The sequence below is a fragment of the Coriobacteriia bacterium genome, assembly GCA_034370385.1.
Classification (GTDB): domain Bacteria; phylum Actinomycetota; class Coriobacteriia; order Anaerosomatales; family PHET01; genus JAXMKZ01.
On record JAXMKZ010000023.1, the window covers coordinates 1 to 13,882 of the forward strand.

The 13,882-nt window shown below is 64.6% G+C and carries 16 protein-coding genes; 1 reads left to right on the forward strand and 15 read right to left on the reverse strand.

The window, feature by feature from the left end:
- Positions 1-147 precede the first annotated feature (147 nt).
- The 14 genes from U1E26_05400 to U1E26_05465 form a co-directional block, all read right to left on the reverse strand.
- The gene (locus tag U1E26_05400) at positions 148-1,173 is read right to left on the reverse strand and encodes an RluA family pseudouridine synthase (protein MDZ4169071.1); all 1,026 of its coding nucleotides are present in this window, start codon (positions 1,171-1,173) and stop codon (positions 148-150) included.
- On the reverse strand, positions 1,174-1,767 hold the full coding sequence (gene lspA / locus U1E26_05405; GenBank protein MDZ4169072.1) for a signal peptidase II: 594 nt from the start codon (positions 1,765-1,767) through the stop codon (positions 1,174-1,176).
- A complete protein-coding gene (locus tag U1E26_05410; GenBank protein MDZ4169073.1) occupies positions 1,740-2,105 on the reverse strand; it encodes a TraR/DksA C4-type zinc finger protein in 366 nt (121 codons plus the stop codon). The genes lspA and U1E26_05410 overlap by 28 nt, the downstream gene beginning before the upstream one ends.
- A gap of 108 nt (positions 2,106-2,213) precedes the next feature.
- Positions 2,214-4,979, reverse strand: coding sequence for an isoleucine--tRNA ligase (gene ileS / locus U1E26_05415; protein ID MDZ4169074.1), 2,766 nt, complete (start codon positions 4,977-4,979; stop codon positions 2,214-2,216).
- A 423-nt stretch (positions 4,980-5,402) separates the two neighbouring features.
- On the reverse strand, positions 5,403-5,957 hold the full coding sequence (locus tag U1E26_05420; protein MDZ4169075.1) for a hypothetical protein: 555 nt from the start codon (positions 5,955-5,957) through the stop codon (positions 5,403-5,405).
- A gap of 135 nt (positions 5,958-6,092) precedes the next feature.
- Entirely contained in the window at positions 6,093-6,341 is a 249-nt protein-coding gene (locus tag U1E26_05425) for a hypothetical protein (protein ID MDZ4169076.1), read from the reverse strand.
- 49 nt (positions 6,342-6,390) lie between these two features.
- Complete coding sequence (locus U1E26_05430; GenBank protein MDZ4169077.1) at positions 6,391-6,669, reverse strand: DUF167 domain-containing protein; 279 nt, start codon at positions 6,667-6,669, stop codon at positions 6,391-6,393.
- Between the two features lie 5 nt (positions 6,670-6,674).
- On the reverse strand, positions 6,675-7,460 hold the full coding sequence (locus tag U1E26_05435; protein ID MDZ4169078.1) for a DivIVA domain-containing protein: 786 nt from the start codon (positions 7,458-7,460) through the stop codon (positions 6,675-6,677).
- 45 nt (positions 7,461-7,505) lie between these two features.
- Positions 7,506-7,769 carry a YggT family protein gene (locus tag U1E26_05440; GenBank protein MDZ4169079.1) on the reverse strand — a complete coding sequence of 88 codons (264 nt, stop codon included), beginning with the start codon at positions 7,767-7,769 and terminating at the stop codon, positions 7,506-7,508.
- Positions 7,766-8,599 (reverse strand): pyrroline-5-carboxylate reductase, encoded by an 834-nt coding sequence (proC, locus tag U1E26_05445; protein ID MDZ4169080.1) that lies wholly within the window; start codon positions 8,597-8,599, stop codon positions 7,766-7,768. The genes U1E26_05440 and proC overlap by 4 nt, the downstream gene beginning before the upstream one ends.
- Positions 8,600-8,606: 7 nt before the next feature.
- A complete protein-coding gene (locus tag U1E26_05450; GenBank protein MDZ4169081.1) occupies positions 8,607-9,167 on the reverse strand; it encodes a cell division protein SepF in 561 nt (186 codons plus the stop codon).
- A gap of 24 nt (positions 9,168-9,191) precedes the next feature.
- Complete coding sequence (locus tag U1E26_05455) at positions 9,192-9,872, reverse strand: YggS family pyridoxal phosphate-dependent enzyme (GenBank protein MDZ4169082.1); 681 nt, start codon at positions 9,870-9,872, stop codon at positions 9,192-9,194.
- Positions 9,873-9,881: 9 nt separating this feature from the next.
- Positions 9,882-10,547, reverse strand: coding sequence for a phosphate signaling complex protein PhoU (gene phoU, locus U1E26_05460; protein MDZ4169083.1), 666 nt, complete (start codon positions 10,545-10,547; stop codon positions 9,882-9,884).
- A 115-nt stretch (positions 10,548-10,662) separates the two neighbouring features.
- Complete coding sequence (locus U1E26_05465) at positions 10,663-11,526, reverse strand: polyphenol oxidase family protein (GenBank protein ID MDZ4169084.1); 864 nt, start codon at positions 11,524-11,526, stop codon at positions 10,663-10,665.
- A gap of 92 nt (positions 11,527-11,618) precedes the next feature.
- On the opposite strand from U1E26_05465, the gene U1E26_05470 reads away from it, so the two are divergent.
- A complete protein-coding gene (locus tag U1E26_05470; GenBank protein MDZ4169085.1) occupies positions 11,619-12,560 on the forward strand; it encodes a DUF4013 domain-containing protein in 942 nt (313 codons plus the stop codon).
- A 146-nt stretch (positions 12,561-12,706) separates the two neighbouring features.
- Here U1E26_05470 and ftsZ read toward each other — a convergent pair whose 3' ends face one another.
- Positions 12,707-13,783 (reverse strand): cell division protein FtsZ, encoded by a 1,077-nt coding sequence (gene ftsZ / locus U1E26_05475; protein ID MDZ4169086.1) that lies wholly within the window; start codon positions 13,781-13,783, stop codon positions 12,707-12,709.
- Between the last annotated feature and the right edge of the window lie 99 nt (positions 13,784-13,882).

Consider the following 13,882-nt stretch of genomic DNA (forward strand, 5'->3'; position numbering starts at 1 on the left):
AACGGCAGCGTCGTCTCTATGAGCTCGTCTCACTCAAGGAATCGATCAGGAGAAGGGAGGTGCAGGCACCCGATTTCGACGACATCTATGATGAGTCAACGAAGGTGACGTTCGACGACATTCTTACGTGAGGCAACGGGCGGGCAATCAGGGCTCGCAGCGGCCCGAGACCCTGCCGGCCCGAAGCAGCGCCCAGACCTCGTCGCCTGCTGAGGTGGTGCTCGTCGAATCGGGTTCGATGTGCGAAAGAAGCGTCGCCAGGTCCGCAGGCGGCGGGTCGACGAAGCACAGTCGCTCGCCCGTGACGGGGTGTACGACCTCGAGCCGGTACGAGTGCAGAAACTGCCGCCCCAAACCAAGGTCGGCCTTGGGACGCTTGAGGCCGTAGACCTGGTCGCCCACGCACGGATGCTTGATGTAGGCCATGTGCACCCGAATCTGGTGCGTGCGGCCGGTGTAGAGCTTGCATTCCAGCAAGGTGAAGCCGTCGTCATGGGCGCCGGCCTCGTAGCGTCCGAGCACCCGAAACGTCGTGACACACTGCTTCGCGTCCGGATTATCGGACACGCTCATGCGCATCCTCTCGCGCGAATCACGTGCTATCGGCGCATCGATGATCCCGGAATCGGGTGCTATCCAGCCGTGCACGAGCGTGAGGTATCTGCGCTCGACCGCACGGATCTTGATCGCCTCCTGAAGCGCGTCTTGGGTGTCGTCGGTCTTAGCCGCCATCATCAGACCGCTCGTGTCCTTGTCGAGCCGATGAACGATCCCCGGGCGGTCCTCGCCCTGAAGGCCGCCGAGTTCCTTTGCGTGGAAGAGCAGCGCGTTGACGAGGGTTCCCGACCAGTGCCCCTGAGCCGGGTGGACCACGAGGCCTGCCTGCTTCGACAGCACGATCATGTGATCGTCCTCAAACAGGATGTCGAGCGGGATAGGCTCGGGCTGGAGCTCTGTCGAGGCAGCGGGCGGCACCTCCACTTCGATGCGCTCCCCCGTGCGCACCGCGTACTTCTTGGCCGCAGGCTGCCCGTCCACCGTGACGAGACCCTCCTCGACGAGGCGAGCGCCCGCAGATCTACTCTGCACGACCTCAAGCGTGCCAAGCAGGGCGTCGAGGCGCATCCCCTGCTCGAGTTCGGTCACGATGTGCTCGTGGAAGTCGGTGGCCACCTATCCGCGTCCTTCGGTCACTGCATCGTCATCGAGCGCCGATGCTGTTTCGGGCGGGGGCGCCGACTCCGGCGCTTCGGAAGCCTTGACCTCCACCCCCGGGCGTTGAGGTTCCGGCGCAAACAGGAGCCAGACGATCAGAATCGCGGTGCCGGTGACGATCGCCGCGTCAGCGACGTTGAAGACGGGGAAATCCACGAACGCGAACGAGAGGAAGTCGGTGACGCGCCCGATGACGGCGCGATCGATCAGGTTGCCCACCGCACCTGCTGTGATGAGCGCCAGGGCGACGATGATGATGGCGAGGTTCGGACGGGCCCGGCGCCAGTAGCCGGCGATGACGACGAGTACCACGAGCGAGACCGCGATGAAGACCGGCTGCCGTCCCGGAAACAGCCCGAATGCGGCACCTATGTTGCGAACGTACGTCAGGTCGATGAAGCCGGGCAGAAACGAACGCAGCTCACCGGGGAGCATGGACGCACGAACCGCTGCCTTCGTCGCCTGGTCGAGAGCGAGCACCACCACCGCGATCGCCCAGAAGACGCGCGCCGGGTGATGCAGCTCTACCGGCTCTCTTCGGCTTCCTTGCACTTCACGCACAGACTGGCTGTGGGCACAGCCTCCAGCCGTTCTTCCGGGATGTCGACGCCGCAGCGCTCACACACTCCATAGGTGTCGGCATCGATTCGATTCACGGCGTTTCGTACCGCCACGAGTTGGTCTCTCAGGTTCTCCTCCAAGGTAAGGTCCAGCTCCCGCTCGAATGTCGCGGAGCCCTGATCGGCCATATGATCGCGATAGGCGTTCTCGCCGCTGGCCTCAGAGAGCAGTTCGCGCTCGCCGGAATCGAGCTCGTGCACCTCCGCCTCAAGGCGGGTCAGTCGCTCGCGCAGGTCGGCCTCGAGATGTGAGCGTGTCGTGTCATCCATGGTGCGACCCTCCTTGGCGAATCTATACACAAGCGCCCGGCATGCGGGCCGGGCGCTCGGTCTTGACCGGATAGGTGGATTATACCCTGCGAACGGCGAACCTTCTCGTCACAGGCGCTCTGACAGCACTGCGGCACACCGCACGCACACGTCCGGATGTGCGCGATCCGTGCCCAGCTCACGGTAGTTCCAGCAGCGTGGGCACTTCTCGCCCGAGGCGGATTCGACCGTGACCGCCAGCTCCTCGCCGGTCTCGATACTCACCTCGGAGACGATGAAGTGCTCGGCGAGAAGACCGTCGGCGCACGCGCGCAGCACCTCTGCCATCTCGACCGGAGCCGTGAGCAGAATCGTCGCCTCCTGGCTCTTCCCGATCCTCTTGTCGTTGCGGGCATCCTCAAGGGCTTTGGTGACCGCCTCGCGCGCCTGCAGCACCACGGCGTACTCCCGACGTAGGGCGGCCGCGTCTGAGACGGGAACCTCCATCGAGGGCCAATCAGCCAGGTGGACGCTGTCGGCATCGCGCAGGGACGCGGGCATCAGCTCCCACACCTCTTCACAGGTGAACGCGAGAACCGGTGCGAGCACACGGACCAGCACGTCAAGAATCCGCGCGAGGACCGTCTGGGCGCTCCTGCGCGAGGTTGATTCGGCGGCATCGGCATACAGCCGATCCTTGAGGACATCGAGATAGATGCTCGACAGATCACCGGTATAGTCCGAGATCGCGCGCATCACCTGATAGAACCGCCACTCGTCATAGACTGTCGTGACCCGCTCAAGCAGGTCTGAGAGTTCGACCAGCGCGAAGCGATCCAGCTCAGGCATGTCGGCCCACGCGACCTCGGTCGCAGGATCGTAGTCGTAGAGGTTAGAGAGCAGGAAGCGAAACGTGTTGCGAATGCGGCGATAGCTCTCCGATGTGCGGTCGAGGATCTCGGAGGACACGCTGACGTCCTGGCCGTAGTCGGCGCTGGCTACCCACAGGCGCACGATGTCTGCACCCGATTTGGCGATGACGTCGAGGGGCGATACGACGTTGCCGAGGGATTTTGACATCTTGCGACCGTCGCCGTCGACGATGAACCCGTGCGTGAGGACCCGCTCGAACGGTGCATGGCCGTACGCGCCCGAACTCGTGAGCAGCGCCGACTGGAACCACCCACGGTGCTGGTCCGAACCTTCGAGGTACATCTCTGCCGGACGGTGCAGCTCGGGACGGGTCTCGAGGACGCTCGTGTGCGAGACGCCGCTCTCCCACCACACGTCGACGATGTCGTCCTCAGCCGCGATATCGTCGACACCGGCACCGCAGCGCGAGCAGGCCGTGTCAGCGGGAAGATACTCGCGTGGCTGCAGGGTGAACCACGCGTCGGCGCCCTTGGTCTCGAACAGGTCGATGACGGCATCGAGCGTGGCTTCCGTGGCGATGGTCTCGGAGCACTTCAGGCACTTGTGGACCGGGATGGGCACGCCCCAGGCGCGCTGGCGGCTGATGCACCAGTCAGGACGATCGCCCACCATCGCCGAGATTCGGTTGACGCTCCAGGCGGGGATCCACTCCACCTCGCCGATGGCCTTCATCGCAGTGTCACGCAGTCCCGTGCGATCCATGGACACGAACCACTGCTCCGTCGCACGGAAGATGACCGGCTGCTTGCAGCGCCAGCAATGGGGGTAGCTGTGGCTGATCTTGGTGGCGGCGACAAGCGTGCCGCGCTCGCCCAGCCACTCGATGATCTTCGGGTTGGCGGAGCGAACATCCAGGCCGGCGAACGGCCCACCGCCCGCGTCGAAGGTGCCGTCATCGAGAACCGGCATCGGCATCGGCAGACCGAACTTCTGGCCCACGAGGTAGTCGTCCTCGCCGTGCCCGGGCGCGGTGTGAACAGCGCCGGTACCCGTCGAGAGCTCGACGTGGCTGCCGGTGATGATGACGCCGTGCACGTCATCGTGGATGGGCTGGGCGTACTTCAGCCCGGCGAGTTCGGCGCCCTTGACGCGCGGACCGACGACCTCATGAGCTTCCCAGCCGGCCACCTCGGCGACCGCTGACACGAGTTCCTCAGCAAGCACCATGACGCGCCCGTCAGCCAGCCGGACGCCCACGTAATCGGCAGACTCCGCGAGGGTGACCGCGACGTTCGCGGGCAAGGTCCACGGGGTCGTCGTCCAGATCAGCATCGACGCCGCTCCGAACCCGTCCCACGGAGTCTCGCCCGTGAAGCGAAACGCTACGTAGATGGAGTTCGATGTCTCATCCGAGTACTCGATCTCTGCCTCGGCGAGCGCAGTGTGGCAACGGATGCACCAGTGGATGGGCTTCGCGCCCTTGTAGACAGCGCCATCCAGATACATCTTCTTGAAGATTCGTACGTTACCCGCCTCGTAGGCCGGATTCAGCGTCAGGTATGGGTCGTCCCAATCACCGAGCACCCCGAGCCGCTTGAACTCATCACGCTGGACCCCGACGAAACGCATCGCCCACTCGCGGCACTTCGCCCGCAGATCCGCCTGGCTGATCAACTTCATGGCCTCAGGTCCGAGCTCTTTCTCGACCTGATGCTCGATGGGCTGCCCGTGGCAGTCCCAGCCCGGTACGTACGGCGAGTAGAAGCCGCGCATGGTCTTGTACTTGACCACGATGTCCTTCAGGACCTTGTTGTACGCGGTTCCCATGTGGATGTGGCCGTTCGCGTACGGCGGTCCGTCGTGCAGCACGAACGGCGTCGCCCCCGCCCGGTTCTGAAGCGCACGTGCGTGCACGTCGATCCGATCCCATTTCTCCAGCCACAAAGGCTCGCGCTGCGACAGCGACGCCCGCATGGGGAACTCAGTCTGCGGCAGGTTCATCGTGCTCTTGTAGTCAGCCACGTCGGTATTCCTTCTCTCGTCTTGGCCCCGCGTCCCTTGCGCGAACGCAAAGAAGCGCACCTCATCACGGCATCTCACACGCCGGGACGAAGCGCGCTCGCGTCACGAGTGCTCTCCGCGGTACCACCCAGCTTGCGACTCACCCTGAACCCCGCATTCGGGCCAGGTCGTCGCCACTCGGCTGCCCGGTAACGGGGGCGACCGCCGAAGCCTACCGGGCGATCGCTCGCCGTTCGGTTCGGGGCTCAGGGGTGATGTGGTTCGCGAAGTCGCACCCGCGGGCTTGCACCGATATCCCGCTCGCTGGTGAGGCGACGATTCGCGCCACGCGTCCCCGTCAACGCCTAGTGCCGGATTGTAGCACGCAGCCCGGTCGGCGAAGGAGCAAGACGAGCGGCACGAAACGGTCCGTACCGGAAGGGCCTAGCATCCCGTCTCGCTCCACAGGGCGTAGGCGTCGTCGATGCGGTGGTGCGTGCATTCGTAGCGCAGGAGGCTCGGATCGAGGTCGCCCAGCCGAACGCGGTCGAGCCCGTCGGCGTCCTTGAGGGCGCGAAACACGCACAGGTAGGAGCCCTCGGACTCCCCGGTCCACCGTGCCGCGCGCTCGGCGTGCTCCTCAGATCCGCAGTGATGGGTGATCGCGAAGAGCGCCAGGTCAAGCACGAACGGGTCGATGCCGTTGTGAAGCCCGAGTCCGACGAGCTTCCCCGCGCTCTTCGCCCCGTGGTAGTAGTCCGCCCCATCGTGAGTGCGACCGATGTCGTGCCACACCGCTGCGTGGTGAAGTGCCTCGCGCTGGTACGCGGCAAACCCTTCACGATCGGCTATCCACATCGCATGCACGCGCACCCGGGCTCCGTGGTTCACTCCGTGGATGGTGCGCGACGCGTCATGGCCGTCAGGACGGACGAACCACCGCGGGTCGAAGTGCGAGCGGGCCTCATCAAACGCCAGCCGCAGGTCCTCTCTGAGCATTGGTTCCTCCCCTGAAGCGATGATCCAACGGGACGCACCCATTGTGGCGCGCACGTACGCGCGAAACGCGCACGTGTGAGGCGGCGAAGAACCGCAGCTAGGAAGGCTCTTGACACGCTCGAAGGTGACGGCCCGCTAGTCAGCGATCGGGGTGATGTACGTGATGGCTGACAGGGCGATCGCGACGAACTCCTGCTGCGTACCGGCGCGGTACTCCTGTCCGCGCTCGTTGATCGCAACATCCGACAAACACAAGAACTTCTTGTCGTAGTTGTTGAGGTGGTCCGACAGCCGATAGGTGTCATCCACGATGGGCTTGTGAACGACCCCCCGAAACGTGCGCTCTGATGTCTCGACGAGCACCTTGATCTGTTCGTGCGTCACTTCGTTCCTCCCCGCCGATGCTTTCGCGCCGGTCCCTCGAATCTACCTTTCACCGTAACGGAGCGCCCGGCCCCCCGAACACTCGCTCGACTTCCGCATCGCCAGCTCCCTCGACCTCGAGCGTCTTGTGCCGCGATGTCTCTCCGCGCACCACGCTCACCGAGCTTTTCGCCACCCCGAGCGCCGCAGCGACCACCTTGCACACCGCGAAGTTCGCCTTGCCCCCTTCGGGCGGCGCTGTGACGCGGACCATCAGCTCGTCGCCCCGCCAGCCGCACACCTCGTCACGCAGCGATTTGGGGGTCGCGTGAACACGCAGCCGCACCATCTCGGTCAGTCGATCTCCTCGATATCGAGATCGTCCTCCCGTTCGCCCAGCGCATCGAACGACGGCATCTTGAACTCGCCGGGGTCGACGAAGGACAGGTCGTCGGGGACATCGGGCTCGCCGATCTCCCCCAGCGTCACGCTCTGGACGAAGCCGGGCCTCGGCGGATCGGGAACCGGGGCAGAAGCGACCGGGTCGACTGATTCGGCCGGCGCAGGTGCCTCAACAGCAATCGGCTGAGACACCACCGGGGCAGGTTGCATCGTCGGTGCCACCGCCTCGCGCACAGCCACGTCGCCGATCACGCCCTCGTCGGTCTGCCCGAGCAGAACATCGATATCGCTCGGCAGCGGTATCTCGCTGACCTCGCGCAGATTGCTCTCGAGGAGCGCACGATAGCGAGCGCGGAACTCCTCCTCCGCCTGCTTGATGCGCACGAGTTCGTTGGCTACCAGCTGCTTCTTTGACAGCGCGTTGTGGATGATCTCCTTGGCCTTGCTGTCGGCGTCGCGCAGGACGGCGTCGGCATCCACACGCGCCTTGGCCTGGATCTCATCGGCCGAGCGCTGCGCCGCCATCAGCGTGTTGTTGATGGTGTGGCGCTGCATCTCGTATTCGTTGACTTTGGCCGAAGCGGTGTCGAGCCGCTCGGACAGGTCGATGTTCTCCTTGAAGAGCCGCTCGAGCTCGTCGGCGACCTCGTCGAGGAAGCCGTCGACCTGCTCCTCGTTGTAGCCGCGCAACGAGTGGCCGAACTCCTTATGGTGAATGTCGAGCGGTGTGAGCTTCATCGATGGTCCTTCCCGGTGGCCGGAGCCGCGCCTTCGCGTCCCGTCTTAGCCCAGCACCTGCGCGAGTGCGCGTGCTGCGAACTGCAGGACAAGTATCGCCACGATCGGCGAAATATCAACCGCCCCTATCGGAGGAATGAACCTGCGGAAGAGGCCCAGATAAGGCTCGACGATGCTCTCGAGCACTCCCTTGATGTCGGCGACGACGCCCGACACAGGAAACCAAGACAGCAGGATGTAGGCGATGATCAGGTAGATGTAGAACTGGATGATCTGGAAGACGATGCCGATGGCCATGGTGAGACTCACGCTCCCAGTTCGTGCGCACGGCGCACTGCTGCGGCCACGGCGGCGGCGAAGGATGCGCGGACGGCCCCGGCTTCAAGGCGCTCGAGGGCCGCTATGGTCGTTCCACCCGGACTGGCTACGCCGTCGATCAGTTCCTCGGGGTGCATGCCCGTCTCGGACAGCAACGCCGCGGTCCCCCGCATCGTCTGGACCGCAAGGTCCTGGGCGACGGGGCGCGGCAGGCCCTCGGCGACGCCCGCCCGTGCGAGCGCGTCGATGACGAGGGCGAAGTACGCGGGACCCGAGCCCGAGATCGCGGTGGCCGCGTCCATCAGCTTCTCGTCGATGACCTGCGCCTCGCCGATCGATGCGAACAGGTCGGCCACCAGCGCCACGTCATCCTCGCTCGCTTCAGACCCGCCACAGACGAGCGCCATACCCTCGCCCACCAACGCGGGTGTGTTCGGCATCACGCGCACCACGCGCGAGCCGGCGGGCAGCAGAGACTCGATCCGTGCGGTCGAGAATCCGGCTGCAATCGACACCACGAGCGTGCCGGAAAGTTCAGACGCCACGTCGCGAACAACCTGCTCGAGCACCTGCGGCTTGACCGCCAGTATGGCCATGCTCGCGTCAAGCAAGGCCTGCGAGTTGCGCGCTACACACATGAACGGATACCGGTCGATGAGTTCCGTCCGACGCTCGGCGTCGGGTTCGGCCACGATGATCTGCGAGTTGCCCAGCGTGCCTGCATCCACCAGCCCGCCAGCGATAGCCTCGCCCATCTTGCCGCCGCCGATCATGGCAACGACACCGAACCGCGCATTGCCCGGCATGTTCTCGACGGTCATGGCTGAGCTACTCCGCGGTAGGGAACAGGCCGGTGGACTGGAGACGGCGCCTATCGGCCTCGGAGACCTCGACGTTGTGGGGAGAGAGCATGAAGACCTTGTCCGAGACCTTCTGCAAGCCACCCTCGAGGCCGTAGGTCAATCCGGATGCGAAGTCGATCAAGCGCTTGGCCACATCCGGCTTGGTCATCGTGAGGTTCATGATGACCGGCGTGCCCTGTTTGAACTTGTCCGCGATCGATTTGGCCTCGTCGAAACTCTTGGGCTCAACGATGTGCATCTTGACCTGGGGCGCTCCCTGCGTCATCGAAGCCGCGCCCGTGGGCACGCTGCGCAACGGGGCGACTCCGCCGCGCGGATCGCGCCCGTAGTCGCCGCTCCTGTCGACGCGGCGCACGGCATTGACGCCCGCCCCGGAGCCGTAGGGTGACTCGAACCCGGCATGACGCGGCGCAGGCGCCTCGTCTTCGTAATCGTCGTCGCCGTGATACTCGTCGTCTTCGTAGTATTCGTCGTCGTACTCGTCCTCAAGACCGAGCCGTACTTTGATGTTGTGCCACAGACCCACGCGTGACTCCTTCGTGACCGCCCCTCACCTGCCGAAGATGGCCCGTCCTACACGCACCATGGTGGAACCCTCTTCGATCGCGACGCGGAAATCGTTCGACATCCCCATCGACAACTCGTCTAACTCTACACCATTGAGCGGCATCTCTCTGAAGGAATCCCGCAGGTCTTTGAGGTCGCGGAAGACCCAGCCGGCGTCCGCAGGACGCCCCAGCGGGGCCATCGTCATGAGACCGCGCACCCTGAGTGACTCGCGCGCTTGCGATGCATCGATGAGCGCCTCTCTCACGTCGTCGGGGTGAAACCCGTGCTTGCTGGCCTCCCCGCTGACGTTGACTTGGAGCAAGACGTCTTGCACGACGCCCGCGAGAGCCGCCCGCTTAGCGATCTCCTCGATCAGGTGGCGGCTGTCCACGGAGTGAATCAGATGAGCGCGTCCGACGATGTCTTTGGCCTTGTTGGTCTGAAGCGTGCCGATGAAGTGCCAGCGCACATCGGGAAACAGTCCGTACTTGCCCAAGAACTCCTGGACCCGGTTCTCGCCGAAGTCGGCGACACCAAAATCCGCGGCACACCGAATCTCCTCGATGCCGACGGTCTTGGTGACGGCCACTATGGTCACGTCGGACGGGTCGCGGCCTGCGATATCGGCTGCATCCGCTACCTGCCGGCGGATCGCCTCGTAGCGAGCCGCAACGGTACTCATGCTGTTTGTCTACTCTTCCTTAGCGGTGTCAGCGGACCACTCTCGATCGCCCGTGATCACATAGGCGATGCGCTCGCCGATGTCGACCGCGTTGTCCGCGATGCGCTCGAGGTAGCGGCTGGCCAGCACCATCGAGCTGGCCCACTCGATGTCCTCCTCCTCGTGGAGGCGCGCCAGCTCCCTGAAGAACTGCTTGTACAGATGGTCGATAGGCTCATCAAGCTCGGGAAGCTTACAGGCGAGCTCAAGGTCGCGCTCTGCCAGCGCCTCACGCGTGGCGTCGAGAACGCGGTAGACGAGGTTGCCCTGCGCTTGGATGAGATCGTAGAGCGTCTGGGGGCCTTTCCGCCCCGCCGTGCGACGGGTGGCCTTGGCGATGTTGACGGCTAGGTCGGCCATCCGCTCCAGGTGCATGGCGATGAAGGTCAGTGACATCAGAAGGCGAAGGTCACGCGCCACGGGGAACTGCGTCGCGATGGTCTCCACGACGCGCTCCTCGATTCCCGCGCAGAGCACATCGATCGCGTCGTCGCCGTCGATCACCTCCACCGCCAGATCGACGTCGCCTGCCACGAGCGAGGTGACCGCCTTGCGGGTGGCCGTCTCCACTTCGGCGACTATGCTCACGACCTCAGCATGCAGGTCGACGAGTTCCTTGTTGAACTGCTCGCGCATGGCGCGCTCCTCCGATAGGCCTTCTTCCGATTCATACCCAGTATAGGGTCTCGTTGCGAACGTTATGTTGCACGCAGGTAACTCTGGGGGTGACGTCCGTTGTGCGATCCCGCAGCTACGGCGACAGAACGCACGCAAGCGCCCCGTGGCGCCCAGTGAGGCCCTCCTCGGCGCGGTATGAGAAGAACCGATCGGTCGCCTCGAACGTGCAGGTTCCGAGGCGGGCGATGCAGCACGGATCGACTCCTGCGTCGGTCAATGAAGCGGACACCACGGCGCCAAGATCGAGTCCCCCCGATTCGGCCCGCGCAAACGTACCAAAGGTGCGAACGAAATGCGACATGATCGATTCATCAACCACGTAGTGGCACGCACGGATGTGGGGACCCACGTAGGCCCGAAGATGCGCCGGGCTTCTCTCGGCCGATTCACAAAGTGCTCGAACGGCTATCCCGGGCAGACCGGCGAGTGCTCCGCGCCAGCCCGCGTGAACCACTGAGACGGCGGGACGAGAGCCCCCTTCGCCGTCACCCGGCCACACCAGCACCACCGGAACACAGTCGGCAAAACACATGAGGAGCGCAACGTCAGGCTCCCGGGTGACCAGTGCATCACATCCCGGCACAGGCGAACCCAATGCGTACTCGCCCGCATCGATGGTCACCACCCGGTCGCCATGGACCTGCTCGGCCATCACCAGCCGCACGCTCCCGTAGCCAAGCCCCACGGATTCCAACAGTCGATGCCGGTTCTCGTCGACAGCTCTCGGATCGTCTCCCACATGATCGGCAAGGTTCAGTGAGGCGTGGGGGCCGCAGCTTACTCCCCCACCGCGCTCGGTGAACGCGACGAGCACACCGGCTGCGTCCAGAAGCGACGGATCGGTCCACACGGCAACGCCGTGATTCTCAACGCGCACAAGCGCCGGATCTCGGCGCTCCAGCCCTGATGCCACCAGTACCTCCCGGGTTGCCTGCATGTCCCAATCTCGCCATCCATCGCGTAACGCGACGTGTGCTGGGGTATGCAGGTAGACGACGACCCCATCATCATATCGAGAGAGAGGCGACCGTGAGCAACTTGGACTTAGGCAGAGCGTTCAAGGCCCCGTTCGATGACCCGGACTGGGTCAATCGCACGCTGATGGGCTTCCTGTGGGGGCTGCTCGGCGTCACGGCCCCCGCGGTCTACGGAGCCCAACTCGAGTACATCAGGAACGTTTCGCACGGTGACGAACGCCTCCCTGACTGGAACGACTTCGGGCGCAAGTGGGTCGAGGGACTCCTGCTGGCCATCGCAGGATTCATCTACTTCCTGCCGGTGATGATCCTAGGCGCAATCATGGTGGTGCCGAGCGTGCTCACCGCTGTGGCCTCGGGCGGCGATTCGGATGCGTTCGGCGCCCTCTTGGGCGGTAGCCTGTGCCTGTTCACCCTCATCGCGATCGTGTACTCGGTCGTGGTCTCGATCTTCTACTCCGCCGCTATGACCCACTACGCGATGCGTCGCACGTTCGGCGCGTTCTTCGAGTTCGGTGCGATCATGCAGAAGGTGCGTGGGGGCACCGGGTACTACACCGCGTGGCTCTACGTGCTGATCGTGTCCTTCGCCCTCTCGACGGCTGTCAGCCTCATATCCAGTGTCACGGGTGGTATCGGCGGCATCCTCGTGCCTGCCCTCTACTACCTGGGTGCCATGATGATGGGCCACGTTCTCGGCCAGTGGGCGCGTGCGGCGTACGCTCCGTCCGCCGGCCCGACAGGCCCCGCCCCGAGCGGCTATGCACCTCCGCCCGCTCCGGCCGGGCCGGCTGGTTACATGCCGCCTCCCGCGCCTCCCGCGCCGTCCGCGCCCCCGGCACCACCCACAACGCAGCCTGCGAGTCCAGCGGCCCCGGCACCGGTTCCCTCTGAGAGCGTGCCGGTGGAGTACGCTCCTCCACCCCTGCCCCCCGACGACCCGGCCGCGTCGCCTCCGTCGCCGCCATCACCCCCATCGCCGCCGACAGGGTAGCCTGCGCATACATCCTTCATGAATGAAACAAGAAGAGGCCCTCCGCGCACAGCGCGCGGAGGGCCTCTTCGTCTAGAAGCAGTCGGACCCTGTGGCGACGAGGTCCCGCCGTCGTCGCCACAGGGTCCATACCGGTGAAGATTCTATCAGAATGAGCGCTTCTTAAGAAACGCCGGGATGTCGAGGTCCTCGTCCATCGGCTGAAAGGTCGGAACCGTCAGCCCGGCGTCCTCCTCGCTCAAAGCCGTGAACGACATCGTCTCTTGCTTCTTGGCGCCGTCGAACCCGGTGGCGATGACCGTGACACGAATCGAGTCCATCATCGAGTCGTCGATAACCGCACCGAAGATGATGTTGGCGTCCTGAGCCGCAGCTGCCGCAACGACCTCAGCCGCCTCGTTGACCTCGAAGAGCCCAAGGTCGCTGCCACCCGAGATCGAGAGCAGGACGCCTTGAGCACCCTGGATCGAGGATTCGAGCAGCGGGCTCGATATTGCCGCGGCCGCGGCCTCATGTGCGCGGTTGTCGCCGGTGGCGGTGCCGATGCCCATGAGTGCAGACCCGGCGTTGGCCATGATCGTGCGAACGTCCGCGAAGTCCAGGTTGATCAGTCCCGGTACGGTGATAAGGTCGGTGATTCCCTGGGTGCCCTGGCGCAGCACGTCGTCGGCCGTACGGAAGGCGTCCAGAATCGACGTCTTCTTCTCGGCCACCTGAAGCAGCCTGTCGTTGGGAATGACGATGAGGGTATCAACGACGTCGCGCAGGCGCTTGATTCCGTCCTCGGCCTGAAGCGCACGCTTCCTGCCTTCGAATGCGAACGGCCGGGTCACAACACCCACCGTCAGAGCGCCGATCTCCTCCTTGGCGATCTGGGCGATGACCGGTGCGGCACCCGTGCCCGTGCCGCCACCCTCGCCTGCAGTGATGAAGACCATGTCTGCACCCTGGAGGGCTTCCTTGATCTCGCCACGGTTCTCCTCGGCGGCTTGGAACCCGACGTCGGGGTCAGCCCCGGCACCCAGCCCCTTGGTGAGGTTGACCCCCACATGGACCTTGTAGTCCGCGTCGGACATCAGAAGCGCCTGGGCATCGGTGTTCACCGCGATGAACTCAACGCCCTTGACGCCCGCTTCGACCATACGGTTGACCGCGTTGGTACCGCCGCCGCCGATGCCGACGACCTTGATGACGGCCAGGTAGTTCGCGCCTGTTTCCAGCATATCTGCCTCCCCGGTGGGCCCGGTCAGAGCCTAAACCCTTAACCTCAAGTTGACCGTTACTGTTCGGGTGGAACGTTCAATCTTTGCATAAAGTACAGG

Coding starts and splice junctions, on each gene's coding strand:
- U1E26_05410 (MDZ4169073.1), bottom strand. CDS start 2,105: ATGGATGACACGACACGCTCACATCTCGAGGCCGACCTGCGCGAGCGA.
- U1E26_05420 (MDZ4169075.1), bottom strand. CDS start 5,957: ATGCTCAGAGAGGACCTGCGGCTGGCGTTTGATGAGGCCCGCTCGCAC.
- U1E26_05430 (MDZ4169077.1), bottom strand. CDS start 6,669: ATGGTGCGGCTGCGTGTTCACGCGACCCCCAAATCGCTGCGTGACGAG.
- U1E26_05435 (MDZ4169078.1), bottom strand. CDS start 7,460: ATGAAGCTCACACCGCTCGACATTCACCATAAGGAGTTCGGCCACTCG.
- proC (MDZ4169080.1), bottom strand. CDS start 8,599: ATGACCGTCGAGAACATGCCGGGCAATGCGCGGTTCGGTGTCGTTGCC.
- U1E26_05455 (MDZ4169082.1), bottom strand. CDS start 9,872: ATGAGTACCGTTGCGGCTCGCTACGAGGCGATCCGCCGGCAGGTAGCG.
- phoU (MDZ4169083.1), bottom strand. CDS start 10,547: ATGCGCGAGCAGTTCAACAAGGAACTCGTCGACCTGCATGCTGAGGTC.
- U1E26_05465 (MDZ4169084.1), bottom strand. CDS start 11,526: ATGCAGGCAACCCGGGAGGTACTGGTGGCATCAGGGCTGGAGCGCCGA.
- ftsZ (MDZ4169086.1), bottom strand. CDS start 13,783: ATGCTGGAAACAGGCGCGAACTACCTGGCCGTCATCAAGGTCGTCGGC.